Consider the following 18,484-nt stretch of genomic DNA (forward strand, 5'->3'; position numbering starts at 1 on the left):
AGGGTCGAACGATTTGAGGCCTCCCGTTTCGGCGGGAGGCCTTTTTCGTGGGCGATGGCCGCGCTAGGACCGGCCCATGACCGATCTCATCGACATCCACGGCGTTTGCGCACCCGGCTATGAGGCCGTGCGCGAGGCGTTCGCCGCCAACTTCACCGAGGCTCCTGAGGGGCTGAACGAGCAGGCGGCGCGGTTCAGCGTGCTGGTTGAGGGCGAGGCGGTCGTCGATCTGTGGGCGGGTCATGCGGATACGGCCAGGACGACGCCCTTCACCGACACCACCCTGACCTCTGTGTTTTCGACCGGCAAGGCGGTGATGGCCATTCTGATGGCGAGCGCAGTCGAGGCCGGGCGGATCGACTATGACCAGCCGGTCGCCTCGCTGTGGCCCGAGTTCGGCGCGGCGGGCAAGGCGGAGGTCACCGTCGCCCAGTTGATGAGCCACCAGTCTGGCCTGCCGGGCTTTTCCGAGGCGGTCGATCCAACGATCTGGTTCGATGTGTCCACGGTGCTGGCCCGTCTGGCGGACCAGGCGCCGATGTGGGCGCCGGGCACGGCCTCGGGCTATCACCCGATCACCGTCGGCTATCTGGCCAATGAGGTATATCGCCGCGCGACCGGACGGACGATGGGCCAGGCGCTGCGCCAGGACTTCCCGGAGCTGGACCTGTGGATCGGCATGCCGGAAAGCCAGCATGGACGGGTGGCACAGATGCGCAAACCCCCGGCGGCGCCCAGCCTGGGGACCATCGATCCGATCAAACAGGCGGCCTTCCTGGATCGCGGCTCGGCGCCGGGTGGGCGCGGTTCGGCGGCCTGGCGCGAGATGGAAATCCCTTCGGCCAATCTGCACGGCACGGCCCTGGGGCTGGCGAAGATGCTTGGGGTGGTCGCTAATGGCGGCGCGCTGGACGGGCGGTTGGTGCTGTCGGCGGGAACGCTGGATCAGCTGACGCGCGAGCGCATCCACGGGCCGGACAAGGTGTTGCCCTATACGATCAGCTGGGCGGCCGGTCTGATGCGCAATGACGGACTGAAGGTGTTCGGGCCCAACGAAGCCTTCGGCCATTATGGCTGGGGCGGGTCCATGGCCATGGCCGATCCGTCGCGGAAACTGTCCGCAGCCTATGTCATGACGCGTCAGTCGCCGCACCTGATCGGCGACCCTCGGCCCAAGCGGTTGCTGGACGCGCTCTACGCCGCCTTCTGAACCGGGCCGGGCGCGGTCAGCAGGCCGATCAGGCCGGCCAAGCCCGCGCAGCCGGCGCAGGTCAGGATCACGGCCCGAAACGCCGCGTGGAAGGCGTCGCGGACGACGGGCGTGATCTCGGCGCCCGACATGACCTGGGCCAGCTGGGCGCGGGCATCGGGCAGGTTGGCGACTCCGGCGAAGACCGCAGACAGCACGAGGCCTAGGAGGGCGACGGCCAGAAGGCTGGCCACGCGCGCCACCGCATTGTTGACGCCCGAGGCCACGCCGGTGTGGCCCGCCTTGACGGCCCCCATCACCGTCGCCGTCAGAGGGCCGACCGCCAGGGTCATGCCGATCGCCAGCACCGTCATCCCCGCCAGCGGTCCGTCGACATAGCCCGCGCCCGGCTCAGGCACAGCCAGAAGCGCCAGTCCGATGCCGGCCAGGGCCGGCCCGGCGCTGAGCGACAGACGCGCGCCGAACCGATCGGCGACCCGACCCGCGAGGCCGGAGAACAGGCCCATGACGGCGGCGAAGGGCAGCATGGCGGCGCCGGCCTCGGTCGCGCTCCAGCCGTGAACCCGGATCAGATCGAAAGGCAGGAAGAACATCGCCCCGCCCAGGGCGAAGTAGAGCAGCAGGGTCAGCAGATTGATCCCGCTGAACACGGAAGACGAAAACAGGCCCAGCGGCATCATCGGGTGGCTTTGGCGCGCCTCGGCCCAGACGAAGGCGACCAGCAGCGCCGCGCCCACGACAAGTCCGGCCAGTATGACGGGCGATGCGAACCCCAGATCGGGCGCGGCGGTCAAGGCCCAGGTCAGGGCGCCCAGTCCGGCGACGGCCAGAACTGCGCCCAGACCATCCAGACCGCGCGCGTCGGGATCGCGGCTCTCGGGCGTGGCGGCCAGGGTCACCACAGCGGTCAGGATCGCCAGCGGGACGTTGATCCAGAAGATGGCGCGCCAGTCGGCGGCGTCGGCCAGCCATCCCCCGATCAGCGGCCCGACCATGCCGGTCAGGGCGCCGAACCCGGCCCAGGTCCCAAAGGCCTTGCCGCGCTCCTCGGGCGGGAAGGTGGCGCCGATCACCGCAAGAGCGCCGGGCGTCAGCAGGGCCGCGCCGATCCCCTGGATCGCCCGGCCGGCGACCAGGGCCTGGACGGTGGGCGCCAGGGCGCAGCCGATGGAGGCCAGGGCGAAGATCGCGACCCCAATCAGAAAGACCCGCCGCCGTCCGAACCGATCGCCGGCCGCGCCGCCGATCAGAACGAGAGCGCCCAAGGTCAGCAGATAGGCGTTCGACACCCACTGGACCGCCGCCGTGCCGGCCGCGAGATCCCGCTGCACGGCGGGCAGGGCGACGCCCAGGGCCGAGCCGTCGATGAAGGTCAGGCTGGAGCCCAGCACCGTCGCGGCCAGCACCCAGCGTTTGCGCGCCGCCGACAGCGGATGGGCCGGTTCGGCGGCGACGTGGACCTGTCCGCCTTCGCAGGGGCCCGGTTGGGCGGTCGTCATGGCCTCGCCTCCGTGTGGGCGAAGGCTACGCCGGTTCCGCCGTGGTCTTCAACGCCTCGCGTGCGGCGCGGCTGCGATTGAAGGCGGCCAGGGCGAAGACGCCGGCGCCGGCCCAGATGAAGACGAAGGACACGATCCGCAGCAGGGTCAGAGGCTCGCCGGTTGCGACGCCGCAGGCGAACTGCAGCGTCGGGGCCAGGAACTGGATGAAACCCACCGTGGACAGGGGCAGACGCCGCGCCGACCAGGCGAACAGCGCCAGCGGGATCACGGTCGCCGGGCCGTTCACCAGCGCCCAGATCAAACCGGAGGGCGACGCAAATCCGACCGCCTGACCGTGTGTGGTCAGCCAGGCCAGGAAGACCGCGCCGATGGGCAGCAGCACCAGACATTCCACGAACAGACCGGTCTGGGCCGAGGCGGGCACGCGCTTTCGGATCACCGCATAGGCGCAGAAGGTGACGGCCAGGGTCAGGCCGATGATCGGCACACGCCCGAGGGCGATCGTCTGGATCACGACCCCGATGGCGGCCAGACCGATGGCGAGCGCGCTCCAGCGGTCGATCTTCTCGCGGAACAGGACGGCGCCGGCCGCCATGTTGAGCAGGGGATTGATATAGTAGCCGAGGCTGGCCTCCAGCGTCGCGTGATGCGTGGTGGCGAAGACGTAGAGGCTCCAGTTGGTGCCGATCAGCAGCGCGGACAGGGCCAGCCAGCCCAGGGTGCGCGGCGTGGCCAGCACCCGGCGCGCCTCGCCCCATTGCCCGGCCAGCAGCAGGACCAGGCCCGCCACGAAGACCGACCAGACCGCCCGGTGCGCCAGGATTTCGGGCGCGCCGAAGCCATGCGCCGCCATCGCCATGAAGAGCAGCGGCAGCAGCCCCCACAGGGTGTAGCAGGCGATGGCCGTGCCGACGGCGCGGGGATCGTTGGGAGAGAGGGAGGCGGTCATGGGGTCCTTCATCCCCGCCGTCATCCTCGGGCTTGACCCGAGGATCGGGCGCGGCGGGCGCCTGTGCGTCGCTCGTTCGCACCAGCGGCGGAACATCCGGTCCTCGGGTCAAGCCCGAGGATGACGGGGTGGAGCGTCAGACCGTGATCGAACGATATCCCGACGACGACTTGATCACGCCGGTCTCGTCCAGCAACTGAGCGATCTGGACCGCGTTGAGGGCGGCGCCCTTGCGCAGGTTGTCGGACACGACCCAAAGGTTCAGGCCGTTCTCGACGGTCGTATCCTTGCGGATGCGGCTGACATAGACGGCGTGTTCGCTGGCCGCGTCGACGGGGGTGATATAGCCGTCGTGCTCCTGCTTATCGATGACCAGCACGCCCGGCGCCTCGCGCAGGATGGCGCGGGCCTCGTCGGGTTCGATGGGGCGGTCGAACTCCACATTCACGGCCTCGGAGTGACCCACGAAGACGGGCACACGCACGCAGGTGACGGTGACCTTGATGTCGGGGTCCAGCATCTTGTGCGTCTCGTCCGACATCTTCTTCTCCTCGTCGGTGGAGCCGTCCTCGAGGAAGGAGCCGATATAGGGGATGACGTTGAAGGCGATCTGTTTGGGGAACTTCTTGGGCGTGGCGTCGCCCAGGCCGTAGATGGCCTTGGTCTGGTTCCATAGCTCGTCCATTCCTTCCTTGCCGGCGCCGGACACCGACTGATAGGTCGAGACCACGACCCGCTTGATCTTGGCCGCATCGTGCAGCGGCTTCAGCGCCGTCACCAGCTGGATGGTCGAGCAGTTGGGGTTGGCGATGATGTTCTTCTTGGTCGCGTCCTTGATGGCGTCCGGGTTCACCTCGGGCACGATCAGCGGCACGTCGGGGTCCTTGCGGAAGGCCGAGGAGTTGTCGATCACGATAGGACCGGCCTTGCCGATCTTCTCGGACCATTCCTTGGACACCGCGCCGCCGGCGGACATCAGGACGATATCGACCTTGGAGAAGTCGAACTGTTCGATGTCCTGGCATTTGATGGTCTTGTCGCCGAAGGAGACCTCGACGCCCTTGGACTTGCGCGAGGCGATGGCGTGGATTTCATCGACGGGGAATTCCAGCTCCTCGAGGATGTTCAGCATTTCGCGGCCCACATTGCCCGTGGCTCCGACGATGGCGACGCGATAACCCATGATGCTTGGTCCTTCGGACGCGCTACCGCTCGGCTCAGCGGAGCCTTGCTGCTTGAGCGCGATTTGGTGTGTGCTGTGCATTTAGGCGTTCGCAGCCGCGAAGCAATCGCTTTTCACTGTGCCGGGCTTTAAGCAGTCCTCCCATGACCTCCCGTATCCGCAACGCCTACGACATCCGCGTGGAAGAGGGCGTGCTGACGCCCGATCCGGCGCAGGAGAGCGTGATCACGGCGCTGGAGCGGCTGGAGGTCGATCTGGCCAAACGTGGCCTGTTCGGCAAGACGCCGGAGGTGCGGGGTATCTATCTCTACGGTCCGCCCGGACGCGGCAAGTCGATGCTGATGGACCTGTTCTATTCGGCGACGCCCGAACCGCGAAAGACGCGCGCCCACTTCCACGCCTTCATGGCCCGCATTCACGACCTGGTGAAACAGTGGCGCGAAGGGGATGCGAAAACTCGCAAGGCCGTGTTCGGAACCCATAAGGGCGACGATCCCATCCCGCCGATCGCGAAGCTGATCGCGTCGGAAGCCCGGCTGCTGTGTTTCGACGAATTGCAGGTCACAGACATCGCCGACGCCATGATCCTGGGCCGGCTGTTCGAAGCCCTGTTCGAGGATCGGGTGGTGCTGGCCATCACCTCGAACCGCGCGCCGGAGGACCTCTACAAGAACGGCATCAACCGTCAGCTCTTCCTGCCCTTCATCGACATTATCCGCGAGCGCTGCGTGGTGGTCGAGACGGCCGGGGCGCGCGACTGGCGGTTGGACCGGATGACCTCGGCCCAGGTCTGGCACACGCCGGACGACCGCGCGGCGTTCGAGGCGTTATGGCGCGAGCTGAAGGGGGGCGAACCAGAAGAGCCGGCGCACCTGACCGTGCTGGGTCGCAATGTGGTGGTGGAGCGCACCGTGGGGTCGATGGCGCGGGCGACGTTTAACGACCTGTGCGCCAAGCCGCTGGGGCCGCAGGACTATCTGGCCATCGCCCAGCGGTTCCACACCCTGTTCCTGGAAGACGTGCCGATCCTGAGTTCGGCCAACCACCACGAGGCGCGGCGTCTGGTGACGCTGGTGGACGCCCTCTATGAGGCCAAGACCAAGCTGATCGTGCTGGCGGCGGCCAAGCCCGAGGCCCTCTATACCGAAGGGGTGGGGGCGTTCGAGTTCGAGCGCACCGTGTCGCGCTTCAACGAAATGCAGAGCAAGGACTGGCTGGCGCACGTCCGCGACTGACGGCTAGGGTAGGGCTGACCTTCGGAGTGTGTCCATGCGCCGTCTCGCCCTCGCTGCCGCCCTTTCTTTGACCTTATCGCCGCTGACGGCGGGAGGAGCGTTCGCACAGACGGCACCGGCGACGACCAGTCGCGGTCTGACGCCGGCCGAGATCGGGACGTGGATCACCGGGCTGGGCGGGCGGGTCGGGCCGGTGCAGACTGAGAACGGCCTGACCTTCTTCACCGTGACCAATGCGGGCCTGACCTGGGCGGTCTTCTTCTATGGCTGCGAGGCGTCTGGCTGCGGCGAGGTTCAGTTCAGCGCCGTTGTGCCCGGGGCCGGGGCGACGCTGGATGCGGTCAACGCTTGGAACCGCGACAACCGCTATCTGAAAGCCTTCCATACTGGGGCCGAAACGCCGACGGCGACGGTGCAATACGACGTCATCGTGCTGTCGGGCGAAGGCGTGGCGCAACTGGCGGACCCGCTGACGGTCTGGCTGCAACTGCTGCCCAAGTTTGCGGGCCAGATGGGGTATGTGGCGCCGTAATGATGTCCCTCTCCCGGTGGGAGAGGGCTTGAGCACACGGCGGCGATAGCCGTCGTTCTGGTGCGAAAGGGTGAGGGTCGGGTCGTGCGAGCTGGCCCCCCAACCGACCCTCATCCGGCCCTGCGGGCCACCTTCTCCCAATGGGAGAAGGGGTAAAGAAAAAAGGGCCTGCGGATCGCTCCGCAGGCCTTCGTCATTCGATCGTCGCGTGGCTTACGCCAGCGAGCCGTCGATATCTTTACAGGCTTGCAGCAGGCCCTGAACCGAGGCGACGGACTTTTCGAACATCGCCTTTTCTTCGTCGTTGGTGGTGAACTCGACGATCTTCTCGACGCCGCCGGCGCCGATCAGGGCGGGGACGCCGACGTAGAGGTCCGACAGGCCGTATTCGCCCGACAGCCAGACGGCGCAGGGCAGGACGCGCTTCTGATCCAGCAGGTAGGACTTGGCCATGGCGATGGCGGATTCAGCCGGGGCGTAGAAGGCCGAGCCGGTCTTAAGCAGGGCCACGATCTCGCCGCCGCCCTTGCGGGTGCGCTCGACGATGGCGTCCAGCTCGTCCTGCGACAGGAAGCCGGCGGCGACGGCGTCCGGCAGCGGCAGGCCGCCGACGGTCGAGTGGCGCACCATCGGCACCATATCGTCGCCGTGACCGCCCAGGGTCCAGGCGTGGATGTCCTGCACCGACACGCCGGTCTTTTCAGCCAGGAAGTAGGCGAAGCGGGCCGAGTCCAGCACGCCGGCCATGCCGACGACCTTCTCCTTGGGGAGCCCCGAGAACTTCTGCAGGGCCCAGACCATGGCGTCGAGCGGGTTGGTGATGCAGATGACGAAGGCGTTGGGGGCGTGGGCCTTGATGCCTTCGCCGACGGCCTTCATGACCTTCAGGTTGATGCCGATCAGGTCGTCGCGGCTCATGCCCGGCTTGCGCGGCACGCCGGCGGTGACGATGCAGACGTCGGCGCCCGCGATCTCGGCATAGTCGTTGGCGCCCTTCAGGGCCACGTCCTGGCCGAAGACGGCCGAGGCCTCGGCGATGTCCAGCGCCTTGCCCTGCGGGGTGCCTTCGGCGATGTCGAACAGGATCACGTCGCCCAGGGCTTCGCGCGCGGCCACGTGGGCCAGGGTTCCGCCGATCATGCCGGCGCCGATAAGGGCGATCTTCGCGCGAGCCATGGATGTCTCCGTTTATTGCGTGTGCGAAATGGGGATTAATCGTGCGGGCGGTCTAGACCCCTCGCGCGGCTGTCGCAAGAACCTCGCTTTACGGCCTTGGTCAGGCTTGCGAAGGTCCGGCGACAACCGGAGGATTTCGATGCGCCGTTCATTCGCTTTCGCCTTGCTGCTGGCGTCGGTCGCCACGCCTGTGCTGGCCCAGACGCCGCCTGCGACGATCGGCGACCGCTATATTCCCGCACCTTGGTGGATGCGCGATCCGGTCATCGCCTCGGTCGGTCAGGTGCGGGTGGAAATTCCGGCCAACCGCGCCTCCGTCACCGCCAGTTTTCAATCGGTGGATCGCAGCGTGACGGAGGCGTCGCGCGCCGCCGCTGAACAGGTCCGAGCGCTCAGCCGGGCGCTGTCGGCCTATGGCGCGGACAAGGTCCGGGTCGAGACCAGCGTCACCACCCAGCCGCTGTATGACCAGTATCGCGACGAAAACGGGGTGATGCGCGACAACACCCGCGCCGACCGCGTGGCCCGCTATCAGGCCGACGCCTCCGTCGCCGTGACGGTTCGGGACGTAGCCCTGATCGAACGGGTCTACGCGACGATCGTCGCCGCGCGCCCGACCGCGATCGGCCGTGTGTCCTTCAGGCTCGAGCCCGACAATATTTGGAGGGCCAATCTTCAGGCCGAGGCGATTAAGGACGCCAGACGTCGCGCCGAGGCGGCGGCGGCCAATGCTGGCGCCGCTCTGGGGGGGGTTAAGATTATCGATCCGACGGGCCGAGTCTGCCAAACCGATGTGCTCGCAGGATGGCCCTCCTACGCCGCCGGGGGTGGACAGGCGACGACGGTAGACGACGTCGTTGTGACGGGTTCGCGGATCAGGGCCAATGGTTCGGCCCCGCCGCCGCCACCGCCCGCGCCGCCGCCGCCTCCGCCGAGCGACGGGGGGCCGAGCGAGGCCCAGATCGAGGCGGCGCGACTGGCGCTGCAGCCGCCGTTGCAGACCTTATTCGACAGCGCCTGCGTCATTTACGGATTGAACTGATGGGGTTCGAGGTCGCTCCGGCCTTCGAGGCAGGATCGGTGGCCGCTGCCGAATGGCCGCTGTGCCATGTGCGGCTTCAGGACGACGCCCGCTTTCCCTGGCTGATCCTGATCCCGCGCGTCGAAGGGGCGCTGGAGCTGGAGGATCTGACCGTCAAACAGCGGGCCGTGTTGATGGAGGAGACGGTGCGGGCCGGGGCGCTGGTGCGCCGGCTGGGTTCGGTCGAAAAGCTGAACGTCGGCGCCATCGGCAATGTGACGGCGCAACTGCATGTCCATGTGGTCGGCCGCCGCCGCGACGACGGTCTGTGGCCCGATCCGGTCTGGGGTCGCGGGCCAGTTATTCCGTATACAGACGATGAGCGGGCGCGGCGGCTGGCGATCGTCGCCGGAAGCTAGATGATATCCAGCGGCACCGCGTGTTTCGGGGGCGGGAAGGCCGCATCCAGCCGTTCCAGATCCTCCAGGTCGAACTGGATCTCCAGGGCGTCGGCGTTGGCCTCGACGTGTTCGACCGAACTGGCCTTGGGGATGGCGATGACGCCGTCGTGGCGCAGGACGGCGGCCAGCGCCACCTGGGCCGGGCTGGCGGAATGGCGATTGGCGATGTCGCGGATCAGGGGCTGCTCAAGCAGTTCGCCGCGACCCAGCGGCGAATAGGCCATCATCGGCATGTCGCGCGCCTGCATCCACGGGAAGAGGTCGAACTCCACCCCGCGTGAGGCGAGATTATAGAGCAGCTGGTTGGCGGCGCAATCCTCGCCCCCCTCGATCTCCATCAACTGCTCCATGGCGCGCAGGTCCAGGTTCGACACGCCCCAGCGGGCGATCATCCCTTCGTCGACCAGATCGCGGAAGGCCTCGACGGTCTCCTCCAGCGGCACATGGCCTTCCCAGTGCAGCAGATAGAGATCCAGCCGCTCGACGCCGAGCCGTTCCAGCGACTTCTCGCAGGCCAGCATCATCTTCATCTCCGACGCATTCTCAGGCCGGACCTTGGAGACCAGGAAGACCTCATCGCGCCGCCCGGCGATGACCTCGCCCACCAGACGTTCCGACCGGCCGTCGCCATAGAGTTCAGCCGTGTCGATCAGCGTCATGCCCAGGTCGATGCCGCGCGCCAGAGCCTGCTGCTCCTCATCGCGCCAGGCCGGGTCGTCGCCCAGCTCCCAGGTGCCTTGGCCGAGGGCGGGAACGGTCGTACCGTCCGCAAAAGTGACGAGGCGGGTCATGTCCGTCCTGACGATAATGAGCGGCGAAGACGCCGTCGGAGGAAGCGATGCGAACCCGGCATATCAAGACCGACGGTCTGGTCCAACAGGTTCTGGAGGCTGGGTTCGAGGATGACAACGCGCCGCTGGTCCTGCTGATCCACGGTTTTCCAGAACTGGGGATCAGCTGGCGCGCCCAGGTCCAGGCGATGTCGCAGGCGGGCTATCATGTCGTCGCCCCGGACATGCGGGGCTATGGCGGGACGGACAAGCCGGCGGGGGTGGAGGCCTACTCGATCCTGCATCTGGTCGGTGACATGGTCGATCTGGTCCGCGCGCTGGGCAGGGGGCCTTGCGTCGTCGTCGGGCATGACTGGGGCGCGCCGGTGGCCTGGCATTGCGCCTTGTTGAGGCCGGATCTGTTCACGGCGGTCGCGGGCCTGTCTGTGCCGTTCCAGCCGCGCCGACCCAAGGGACCGCCCACCGCCGCCATGGCCGCCATCTCGAAACGGGCCGGGCTGGGCGACCTCTATATCAGCCGATTCCAGGCGCCGGATGCTCACCTTGCGCTGGATGCCGATCCAGTGATGGCGCTGAGGAAACTGTTTTACGCCTATGACGGCGCGACCCCCGCCGATCGCAGATCGACCGGCTTCATGCCCGAAGGCGTGGCTCTGCTCGACACCATCACTGACGACGCCACCCTGCCGCCATGGATGAGCGAGGCGCGTTTCGACGAATATGTGCAGGCCTTTTCGGCGGCCGGGTTCGAGGGGCCGCTGAACTGGTATCGGGCGATGGACCTGAACTGGTCGCTGACGGCCTTCGTTCAGGACCAGAATATCTTGCCGCCCGCCCTGTTCGTCGTCGGCGAGAACGACCCGGTGCGCCACTACGCCGGCGGGCACGAGGCGGGCCTGAAGGACTGGGCGCCCAACCTGATCCACTCGGTCGTCGTGCCGGGCGCGGGGCACTGGATCCAGCAGGAACGGGCGGATGAGATCAACCGTCTGCTGCTGGATTTCCTGCAGAGCCTCTAGGCCGCCTGCCTCGTCGTCATCTGATCACGCGCCTCGGCCACGATCTCCAGGCTGCGGATGCGGGCGGTATTGTCGAACATCATGCCGGTGACCATCAGCTCGTCCACGCCGGTCAGGGCGATGAAGTCTGTCAGTTGGCGCTTGATGGTCTCCGGGCCGCCGATGGCGGAATAGAGCAGCCGGCCCTTGGCGCCGGCGATCTGCTGCGGCGTCAGGATCGCGGCGATGTCATCGACGGGCGGCGGCAGCTTACCCGGCTTGCCGGTCGAGAGGCGGGCGAAGCTCTGCTGCATCGACGTGGACAGGCGCACGCCCTCGGCGTCCGTATCGGCGGCGAAGACGTTGATCGCGGCCATGGCGTGGGGCTTGGCCAGGCGGTCCGAGGAGACAAACTCGCGGCGATACAGGGCCAGGGCCTCCAGCAGCAGTTCGGGCGCGAAATGGCTGGCGAAGGCGTAGGGCAGGCCGAGCTGGCCGGCGAGCTGGGCGCTGAACAGGCTCGAGCCCAGAAGCCAGATCGGCACGCGCAGGCCGGCGCCCGGGACGGCGCGGACGGGCTGGTTCTCAGACGCCGGTTCGAACCACTGGATCAGCTCGACCACGTCGCGGGGGAACTGGTCGGCGCCTTCGAAATAGCGCCGCAGCGCACGGGCGGTGGCGCCGTCCGTGCCGGGCGCGCGGCCCAGGCCGAGATCGATCCGGCCGGGGAACAGAGTCTCCAGTGTGCCGAACTGTTCGGCGACGACCAGGGGCGCATGGTTGGGCAGCATGACGCCGCCGGAGCCGATGCGAATGCGCTCGGTCCCCGCCGCGACATGGCCGATGACGATGGCGGTCGCGGCGCTGGCGATGCCGGGCATATTGTGGTGTTCGGCCAGCCAGAACCGCTCATAGCCGAGCCGATCGGCGGCCTGAGCCAGGGCCAGGGTTTCATCCAGGCCGCGTCGAGCGTCGCCGCCTTCGACGATTGGAGAGAGGTCGAGAACTGAAAACGGGATCATGACGCCTAGATCGGGTCTGTCCCTCGGGGTTCAAGGGCAAGGGTCTGGAACCGCAACCGGATCAGGCGCTTTAACCTCATCTCGACGAACGGAGACTGCGTCATGACCGACACCGATCCCACCACGCCCGAAGCGGATTGCGACGACGCCCGCGAGGCCGCCGACATGGGCGAAAAGCCTGATCTGGGTCACAAGGCGGATACGCTGATCGACGCCTTGGACGGCAGCGATTCGGGATCGGACACGCGGGCGGGTTCGCTGCGCGGCGGGTCGGCAGCAGGCACGGATGACGACCCCGATTCAGCCAAGATCAATGCGCGTTTGGCCGAAGAAGGCTCGGCCGGTAAAGGTGCGGCGGATCAGGACGACGCCGCCGACTGAGCGGGCGCCTTGTCGCCGCCGCAACCATGCGCCACGGTGGCGCTCTGACCCTCTCGGTCCAAGGACGATCTCTCGATGACGCTTCGCTTGGCGGCCTCCGCCGTCGTGGTTCTGTTTTGCCTTGCAGGATGTGATCGCTCGGCCCAACCGGTCGAGGCCAAGGCTGCGCCCGAAGCGTCGGCGCCGGTCGTCGCTGATGCGGCACCTTCAGCAGCCACAGCCCCCGCCGTCGTAGGGGGGGCTGCGCCCGTCGCCGCCGACGGCGCGCCGTCCTTTGCGGTCCTCTATCCCGGCGCACAGGTGGACGGACAGCCGCTGGCCGCTGGCGGCGAGGCCGGGCCGGGCGGCCTGGTTACCTTCACCACCACCGCCTCGCCGGACGATGTCGTCGCCTTCTACCGCGAGCGCGCCGAAAAGGCGGGCCTGCGCTCCGTCGCCGGAATGAACCAGGGCGACACACGCGCCTATGGCGCGGCGGCGGACGCTGTGAACGGCGCCTCGTTGCAGGTCGTCGCCACGCCGACCGAGTCCGGCGAGACCTCGGTCCAGCTTGGCTGGAGCGCTGGTCAATGAAACGGGTCGCCGCCCTTGGCGCGGCGACGGCGATCCTGCTGGCCGGGGGGTGCGCCGGCGCACCCAAGCCAGGCGGCAAGATACCGACGGCGGGCTTCCTGGGCGATGAAGCAATCGCCCAACTGACGGATGCGGTTCCGGCAGCTCCGGCCCCGGGGTCGATCGCGGACCTGGCGGACAAGGCGGCCTCGGCCCGTCTTGTGGCTCTGGAAGACGGCGACCGATGGCTGCTGGCGACCGCCCATGCCGAGCTGCGTCCGCCCCTGGCCTTACAACATTTCGACTGCGCCTTGGGGGTGCGGCTGGGGTCGGCCGAGACGCCGGCGCTGGACCGGGTGATGGCGAAAATCTTCCATGACGCGAACAGTGCGGCCGAACGCGTCAAGGCGCGCCAGGCGCGGCTGCGGCCGGTCGGCGACGATCCCAATCGCCGCGCCTGTCAGACCCTGACACCGGCGGCGAGACGCAGCGCCTCCTATCCGTCCGGCAGCGCCGCCGTCGCGACGGCCTATGGCGAGGCCTTTGCGGCGCTAGAGCCGGACCGGGCCGAGGCCGTGCGCCGGATCGGCCACGAGATCGGGGTCAGCCGCCTGGTCTGCGCCATGCATTATCCGACCGATGTCGCGGTCGGCGAACGGATCGGGCGGGACGTCGCGGCCCGCGCCATCGCCACCCCGGCCTTCCAGGCGGACATGACGGCGGCGAGGGCCGAGCTGGCGGCCGCGCGTCGCAGCGGCCTGACCAATCCCGGCTGCGCGGCCGAGCGCGCGGCCTTGGCGATCCCCTTGCCCTGATATGACGGCGGCGCTGGCTCTCGCCCTGCTGACCTTCCAGGCGCCGACCGACCGGCCGTGCACGCCGCAAGAGCTGGCGGCGCTGACGGCGCCGTCGACGCAGCCGTATCGCCTGACGTGCCAGGCCGACCTTTCGGGGATCGATATCCGCCGCCGCGTGCTGATCGAGGGCGCGGAAGGCTCAGGGGCGTCACTGGATTGCGGAGGCGGGTCCATTCGCGCGCCGGGCCCGGCGACGACCGCCGCCCCGACCATCGCCGTCTGGTCTCGCCGCGAGGGCGATCGGTGGTCGCGGCCGGTCGATGTGACGATCCGAAACTGCACCGTCGTCGGCAATGTGCGGATTTGGGGCATGGGGGCGGGCGGATCGATGCGCGATCTGCTGGCCTCTTCACGCACCGCCGGACACACGCAAGCGGCCCAGTCCGCCGCGCCGCTCCGCGTCACCCTGGACCGGGTCCGGTTCGAGGGCGTGGGGACGATTCCCCTGTATGTCGGACCCGGGGTCACGCGCACCACGGTGACGCGGTCCCGCTTTACGGGGCGTTCGACCTCGACCGCCGTCTATCTGGACGCCGAGACCGCGGGGGCGCTCATACAGGACAACGATTTCGATATCCGCACTGGACGCGAGCAGATCGCGGTGGACGGGTCGGGCGCCAACCGCATCGTCGGCAACCGGCTGGCGCTGCACGGCAAGGGCGGGGTGTTTCTATACCGCAACTGCGGCGAGGACGGCGTAATACGCCACCAGACGCCGTCCTATAATCAGATTACGGACAATCTGTTCACCGGCGCGGGGTGGCTGAGGCCACGCGCGGTTTTGATCGGGTCGCGCGAGGGCGGACGACGCTACTGCGGCGACGACCGCGGCTGGCCGTTCGGGTCCAGCGCGGACGACGGCGACGGCGCCGCGGGCAATCTGACGGCGCGGAACATCGTGCGGCGCTGATCGGACTCCTTGCGCAGAGCGGCGGTTCGGGGCTGATTGCGGGACAGAGCGATCAGGGGATGGGATATGCGTTGGGTGTTGTTTCTGGCGTCCCTTGCGGCGGGTTTCGGCTTGGCGGTGCTGACCGCCCAGACGCCCAAACCCCTGCCCGCCTCGGCGCCTGCGGTCCAATTCTCGGCCGCGCGCGCCATGATGGACGTGAACCGGATCGCACGAGCGCCGCATCCGGTCGGCTCGGCCGAGCATAGGCAGGTTCAGATCTATCTGGTCCAAAGGCTGACGGCGCTGGGGCTTCAGCCCAGCCTCCAGGCCGGGGCCCTGTCGCCCGCCGCCGTCGCGCGGCTCGAGCGGGAGGGTGGAAATGCAAGCGGCGTTCAGGCCGTCAATGTCATCGGCGTCCTGCCGGGACGGAATCCCGCACTGCCTGCCGTGGCCATGATGGCGCATTACGACACCTCGCCGACCTCGCCGGGCGCCGCGGACGATACGTCCGGCGTGGCCGCCATTCTGGAGGCCGTGCGCGCGATCAAGGCGCGGGGCGGCGCCGAGCGAACGCTGGTGGTCCTGTTCAGCGACGCCGAGGAGCTGAATCTGGACGGGGCGCGGGCCTTCTTCAGCGAACATCCGCTGCGCGACGACATCGGGGCGGTGATCAATCTGGAGGCGCGGGGCGGCGGCGGGCGCGCCATGATGTTCGAGACCGGACCCGGCAACGCCCAGACCATCGCCCGCTATTCCCAGGCGACCCGGAGGGCGACGGGCGGGCCGTCCAGCAACGCCCTGGCCATCTTCGTCTATCGGCTGATGCCTAACGGCACGGACTTCACCGTGGCGGCGGATCGGAGGCTGGCGGGGATCAATCTGGCCTTCATCGGCCGTCCGGCGCAGTATCATTCACTGTCCTCGACCCCGCAGGCGCTGGATCAGGGCAGCGTGCAGCATATCGGCTCCCAGGCGCTGGAAATGGCCGACCATCTGCTGCGGGCGGCGACCCTGCCGCAGGCGACGCAGAACGCGGTCTATGCCGACGTCTTCGGCCTGTTCGTCGTGCAGCATTCGCCGGCGATCGGCTGGCTGCTGCTAATCGTGGGGGGGCTTGCGACGGCCTTCGCCGCCTGGGGCGCGCGCCATGCGACGGGCTTGAGAGCCATGCCGGTCGTGCGGGGCGCGGCGGACGGACTGTGGCTGTTGGCCAGTGCGATGGTGGTGGGACAGGCGGTGCGCGTCCTGGCCGGGCCGATCGGCCGTCGCGTGGATTCGGCCGACCCCTATTACACCTTGCTGCGTCGCCTGCCGGTTCTCGAAATCGCCGTGGGTCTGTCAATGCTCGCCCTGATTCTGATGCTGACCGCGGGGCGACGCCTGCTGGGCCGATGGGGCGCAGCTGGAGCGATACTGGCCGCATTCGCGATGGCAGCGGCGCTGGGTGGTTTCAGCCTGCCGGTCCTGGGGGCGACGGTGATCGCCCTGGCGCTCAGCCTGACGCGGCCGAGGCCGCAGGACGCAGACGCCGTCTGGGGCGGCTGGCTGGGGCTGATCGTCCTGCTTCTGGCCTTGGGCGCGGGAGTGCAGGCGGCGGCGCCGGAAGCCGCTTTCCTGCTGCTTTGGCCCTGTCTGATCGCCGCCCTGGCGGCCGCGTCGACGGCGGTGATCGGCGCCCGCTTCGGGTCGTGGGCGTCCTCCGCCCCCGCCGTCGTCGCCACAGCGCTGGTCGGCGGGTGGTTGCTGGTTCAGGGGCACGGCGTCTTCCTGGGCGTCGGCATGGACATGCCCGGCGCGGTGGGGCCGATCGCCCTGATGATCGCGATGCTGGTCTGCCCGCTGGCGCCCGGCGCGGGGCGGGCCTTGCCGATCTTCGCCGCCGCCAGCCTGGCGCTGGCTGTTGCAGTCGCCGTGGGGGCCAGGTTAGTCGCTTGATCCGGATGCGTTTCGCAGTCGTCCGAGCGATGAAACCGGGCTAAGCATACCGCTGCTGTTTCTCGGGGCCTCGGCGCGTTTGTACCATCTTCACGTCAATCCGTTCACCGTCCTGTCGCTAGCGATAGCGATCTTGGGCGCGTGGACGGCTCTGGATCTGTTCAACCGAACGCGCGACCAGATGGGCGCGACGCGGTTGCGATGGCTGGGCGTTGCGGCCCTGGCGCTTGGCGTCAGCATCTGGTCGATGCATTTCATCGCCATGCTGGGTTTCGAAGTCGAAGGCCCCGTCGTCTATGATCCCGGCCTGACGCTGGTGTCGTTCCTGCTGGCGACGGCCGGCACGGCGGCGGCCTTCCTGGCGGCGGGCACAGCGCAGGCCAGCCCCTTGCGGCTAGCGCCGGCGGCCCTGCTGATGGGCGGATCCATCGTCGCCATGCACTATGTCGGGATGGCGGCGATGCGGATGAATGCCGTCCTGAGTTACCAGCCCGTGCTGGTCGCCCTGTCGGTGGTCGTCGCGGTCGCCGCCGCCTATGCCGCCCTGATCGCCGCCCGTCAGGAGCGGGACTTGGCCTGGCGCGCGGTCGCCGCTGTGATCCTGGGTCTGGCCATCGTCTCCATGCACCATGTCGGCATGGCGGCCCTGATCCTGAGCCCGATCGCCGACGCAGGGCCCGTGGAGGGCGGGGCGTCGCCGGTCGTATTGGCGGTCGCGGTGACGACTGGGGCGGTGACCTTGCTGTTTCTCGCGCTCGGCGCCTCGATCGTGGATCAGCGGGCCAATGTCCTGTCGGCCGTGGACGCCGGTGGCGTCGGCTTCTGGGAAGCAACCCTGCCGATGAAGACGACGATGATGTCGCGCCGTGCGCGCGAAATCCTGTCGATCGATGCGTCCAGCCGTCTGGGCGCCACGGAGATCGGCGACCGGCTGTCGCCAGACGATCTGCCGTTGCACCGCCAGGCGTTAGAGCGCGCCATGGCGGGCGAGAGTGAATATGATCAGGAATGGCGGCTGCCAGCCTCGGGTCGCTGGGTCCATCTGCGAGGACGCCTGATCCGCAGCCGTTCGGGCCGCCCGATCAAGATGTCAGGGGTCATCACCGACATTACCGACCGCCACGAGGCTTTCGCAGCCCTAGCCGACAGCGAACGCTTGCAGCGATTGCTGATCAACGAGCTGAATCACCGGGTGAAGAACACCCTGGCCACCGTGCAGTCCATCGCCCACCAGACGGCGCGACGCACGCCGGATGTCGCCACCTTCACCGCATTGTTCGAGGCGCGGCTGCTGGCGCTGTCCAATACGCAAAATTTGCTGACGGCGGCGAATTGGGAGCGTGTCGATCTGCGCGCCATGCTGGTTCAGGAACTGGCGCCCTATGCCGAGGAACAGGTTCGACTGACTGGTCCGGCCGTCGATCTGAACGCGCAGCAGACCTTGGGCATGGGGATGGTCTTTCACGAACTGGCGGTGAACGCCGCCAAATACGGGGCGCTGTCGAATGCTTCGGGCTGCGTACGGGTGGATTGGTCCGTGGCGGACGGCCATTTGCTGCTGGATTGGGTTGAAAGCGGCGGTCCGACAGTCTCGTCGCCCAAACGCAAGGGTTTCGGTTCGGTGCTGATCAACTCGACCATCAACCGTTCGCTGCAAGGGTCTGCGGTCATGACCTACGAACCAGAAGGCGCCAGCTTCAGCCTACGCCTTCCGCTTTAGCCTGCGTCAAAAACGGTCGTAGACCTTTGGTGTTCTTGTTTTGATCAATGAGAACATCTTGTGAACC

18 protein-coding genes are annotated in these 18,484 nt (G+C 68.1%); 12 read left to right on the plus strand and 6 right to left on the minus strand.

Annotated features, from left to right (window positions below):
* Nucleotides 1-76: 76 nt before the first annotated feature.
* Nucleotides 77-1,210 (plus strand): serine hydrolase domain-containing protein, encoded by a 1,134-nt coding sequence (locus E4341_RS02720; RefSeq protein ID WP_165114972.1) that lies wholly within the window; start codon nt 77-79, stop codon nt 1,208-1,210.
* Here E4341_RS02720 and E4341_RS02725 read toward each other — a convergent pair.
* The 3 genes from E4341_RS02725 to E4341_RS02735 all read right to left on the minus strand — a co-directional run bounded on the left by E4341_RS02725 (nt 1,195) and on the right by E4341_RS02735 (nt 4,844).
* Entirely contained in the window at nt 1,195-2,709 is a 1,515-nt protein-coding gene (locus tag E4341_RS02725; RefSeq protein WP_165114974.1) for a DHA2 family efflux MFS transporter permease subunit, read from the minus strand. The genes E4341_RS02720 and E4341_RS02725 overlap by 16 nt on opposite strands.
* A gap of 25 nt (nt 2,710-2,734) precedes the next feature.
* Nucleotides 2,735-3,661, minus strand: a complete 927-nt coding sequence (gene rarD, locus E4341_RS02730) for an EamA family transporter RarD (protein ID WP_205751344.1) — start codon at nt 3,659-3,661, stop codon at nt 2,735-2,737.
* A 136-nt stretch (nt 3,662-3,797) separates the two neighbouring features.
* A complete protein-coding gene (locus E4341_RS02735; protein WP_055807329.1) occupies nt 3,798-4,844 on the minus strand; it encodes an aspartate-semialdehyde dehydrogenase in 1,047 nt (348 codons plus the stop codon).
* 143 nt (nt 4,845-4,987) lie between these two features.
* Between E4341_RS02735 and zapE the strand changes: the two genes are divergently transcribed.
* A complete protein-coding gene (zapE, locus tag E4341_RS02740; RefSeq protein WP_165114978.1) occupies nt 4,988-6,079 on the plus strand; it encodes a cell division protein ZapE in 1,092 nt (363 codons plus the stop codon).
* A gap of 34 nt (nt 6,080-6,113) precedes the next feature.
* Entirely contained in the window at nt 6,114-6,611 is a 498-nt protein-coding gene (locus E4341_RS02745; protein WP_165114980.1) for a YbjN domain-containing protein, read from the plus strand.
* A 213-nt stretch (nt 6,612-6,824) separates the two neighbouring features.
* On the opposite strand, the gene mdh is transcribed toward E4341_RS02745, so the two are convergent.
* Nucleotides 6,825-7,787, minus strand: coding sequence for a malate dehydrogenase (gene mdh / locus E4341_RS02750; protein ID WP_165114982.1), 963 nt, complete (start codon nt 7,785-7,787; stop codon nt 6,825-6,827).
* 139 nt (nt 7,788-7,926) lie between these two features.
* Between mdh and E4341_RS02755 the strand changes: the two genes are divergently transcribed.
* Both E4341_RS02755 and E4341_RS02760 read left to right on the plus strand, forming a co-directional pair.
* Complete coding sequence (locus E4341_RS02755; RefSeq protein ID WP_165114984.1) at nt 7,927-8,829, plus strand: SIMPL domain-containing protein; 903 nt, start codon at nt 7,927-7,929, stop codon at nt 8,827-8,829.
* The gene (locus E4341_RS02760) at nt 8,826-9,227 is read left to right on the plus strand and encodes an HIT domain-containing protein (RefSeq protein ID WP_369814637.1); all 402 of its coding nucleotides are present in this window, start codon (nt 8,826-8,828) and stop codon (nt 9,225-9,227) included. Before E4341_RS02755 ends, E4341_RS02760 begins: the two co-directional genes overlap by 4 nt.
* Here E4341_RS02760 and E4341_RS02765 read toward each other — a convergent pair.
* The gene (locus tag E4341_RS02765; RefSeq protein WP_112863276.1) at nt 9,224-10,060 is read right to left on the minus strand and encodes an aldo/keto reductase; all 837 of its coding nucleotides are present in this window, start codon (nt 10,058-10,060) and stop codon (nt 9,224-9,226) included. The genes E4341_RS02760 and E4341_RS02765 overlap by 4 nt on opposite strands.
* 47 nt (nt 10,061-10,107) lie before the next feature.
* On the opposite strand from E4341_RS02765, the gene E4341_RS02770 reads away from it, so the two are divergent.
* A complete protein-coding gene (locus E4341_RS02770; RefSeq protein WP_165114986.1) occupies nt 10,108-11,079 on the plus strand; it encodes an alpha/beta fold hydrolase in 972 nt (323 codons plus the stop codon).
* On the opposite strand, the gene E4341_RS02775 is transcribed toward E4341_RS02770, so the two are convergent.
* Nucleotides 11,076-12,080 carry an LLM class flavin-dependent oxidoreductase gene (locus E4341_RS02775; protein WP_165114988.1) on the minus strand — a complete coding sequence of 335 codons (1,005 nt, stop codon included), beginning with the start codon at nt 12,078-12,080 and terminating at the stop codon, nt 11,076-11,078. The two genes, E4341_RS02770 and E4341_RS02775, sit on opposite strands and share 4 nt — an antisense overlap.
* A 102-nt stretch (nt 12,081-12,182) precedes the next feature.
* On the opposite strand from E4341_RS02775, the gene E4341_RS02780 reads away from it, so the two are divergent.
* The 6 genes from E4341_RS02780 to E4341_RS02805 all read left to right on the plus strand — a co-directional run bounded on the left by E4341_RS02780 (nt 12,183) and on the right by E4341_RS02805 (nt 18,417).
* Nucleotides 12,183-12,461 carry a ribonuclease gene (locus E4341_RS02780; RefSeq protein ID WP_165114990.1) on the plus strand — a complete coding sequence of 93 codons (279 nt, stop codon included), beginning with the start codon at nt 12,183-12,185 and terminating at the stop codon, nt 12,459-12,461.
* Between the two features lie 75 nt (nt 12,462-12,536).
* On the plus strand, nt 12,537-13,034 hold the full coding sequence (locus E4341_RS02785) for a hypothetical protein (protein ID WP_165114992.1): 498 nt from the start codon (nt 12,537-12,539) through the stop codon (nt 13,032-13,034).
* Complete coding sequence (locus tag E4341_RS02790; protein WP_165114994.1) at nt 13,031-13,828, plus strand: PA-phosphatase; 798 nt, start codon at nt 13,031-13,033, stop codon at nt 13,826-13,828. The genes E4341_RS02785 and E4341_RS02790 overlap by 4 nt, the downstream gene beginning before the upstream one ends.
* A gap of 1 nt (nt 13,829) precedes the next feature.
* Complete coding sequence (locus tag E4341_RS02795; RefSeq protein WP_165114996.1) at nt 13,830-14,780, plus strand: right-handed parallel beta-helix repeat-containing protein; 951 nt, start codon at nt 13,830-13,832, stop codon at nt 14,778-14,780.
* 66 nt (nt 14,781-14,846) lie between these two features.
* On the plus strand, nt 14,847-16,697 hold the full coding sequence (locus E4341_RS02800) for a M20/M25/M40 family metallo-hydrolase (protein ID WP_165114998.1): 1,851 nt from the start codon (nt 14,847-14,849) through the stop codon (nt 16,695-16,697).
* Nucleotides 16,698-16,776: 79 nt separating this feature from the next.
* Entirely contained in the window at nt 16,777-18,417 is a 1,641-nt protein-coding gene (locus E4341_RS02805; protein ID WP_165115000.1) for an MHYT domain-containing protein, read from the plus strand.
* Nucleotides 18,418-18,484: the final 67 nt, after the last annotated feature.

It is taken from the genome of Brevundimonas sp. 'scallop', assembly GCF_011045535.1.
In the GTDB taxonomy this organism is placed as follows: Bacteria; Pseudomonadota; Alphaproteobacteria; order Caulobacterales; family Caulobacteraceae; genus Brevundimonas; species Brevundimonas vesicularis.

What these genes read in the sequence shown, in the direction of transcription:
- E4341_RS02780 (WP_165114990.1), top strand. Translation starts at nt 12,183, where the DNA reads ATGACCGACACCGATCCCACCACGCCCGAAGCGGATTGCGACGACGCC.
- rarD (WP_205751344.1), bottom strand. Translation starts at nt 3,661, where the DNA reads ATGACCGCCTCCCTCTCTCCCAACGATCCCCGCGCCGTCGGCACGGCC.
- zapE (WP_165114978.1), top strand. Translation starts at nt 4,988, where the DNA reads ATGACCTCCCGTATCCGCAACGCCTACGACATCCGCGTGGAAGAGGGC.
- E4341_RS02720 (WP_165114972.1), top strand. Translation starts at nt 77, where the DNA reads ATGACCGATCTCATCGACATCCACGGCGTTTGCGCACCCGGCTATGAG.
- E4341_RS02790 (WP_165114994.1), top strand. Translation starts at nt 13,031, where the DNA reads ATGAAACGGGTCGCCGCCCTTGGCGCGGCGACGGCGATCCTGCTGGCC.
- E4341_RS02765 (WP_112863276.1), bottom strand. Translation starts at nt 10,060, where the DNA reads ATGACCCGCCTCGTCACTTTTGCGGACGGTACGACCGTTCCCGCCCTC.
- E4341_RS02775 (WP_165114988.1), bottom strand. Translation starts at nt 12,080, where the DNA reads ATGATCCCGTTTTCAGTTCTCGACCTCTCTCCAATCGTCGAAGGCGGC.
- E4341_RS02770 (WP_165114986.1), top strand. Translation starts at nt 10,108, where the DNA reads ATGCGAACCCGGCATATCAAGACCGACGGTCTGGTCCAACAGGTTCTG.
- E4341_RS02725 (WP_165114974.1), bottom strand. Translation starts at nt 2,709, where the DNA reads ATGACGACCGCCCAACCGGGCCCCTGCGAAGGCGGACAGGTCCACGTC.
- E4341_RS02745 (WP_165114980.1), top strand. Translation starts at nt 6,114, where the DNA reads ATGCGCCGTCTCGCCCTCGCTGCCGCCCTTTCTTTGACCTTATCGCCG.
- E4341_RS02800 (WP_165114998.1), top strand. Translation starts at nt 14,847, where the DNA reads ATGCGTTGGGTGTTGTTTCTGGCGTCCCTTGCGGCGGGTTTCGGCTTG.
- E4341_RS02755 (WP_165114984.1), top strand. Translation starts at nt 7,927, where the DNA reads ATGCGCCGTTCATTCGCTTTCGCCTTGCTGCTGGCGTCGGTCGCCACG.
- E4341_RS02795 (WP_165114996.1), top strand. Translation starts at nt 13,830, where the DNA reads ATGACGGCGGCGCTGGCTCTCGCCCTGCTGACCTTCCAGGCGCCGACC.
- E4341_RS02785 (WP_165114992.1), top strand. Translation starts at nt 12,537, where the DNA reads ATGACGCTTCGCTTGGCGGCCTCCGCCGTCGTGGTTCTGTTTTGCCTT.
- mdh (WP_165114982.1), bottom strand. Translation starts at nt 7,787, where the DNA reads ATGGCTCGCGCGAAGATCGCCCTTATCGGCGCCGGCATGATCGGCGGA.
- E4341_RS02735 (WP_055807329.1), bottom strand. Translation starts at nt 4,844, where the DNA reads ATGGGTTATCGCGTCGCCATCGTCGGAGCCACGGGCAATGTGGGCCGC.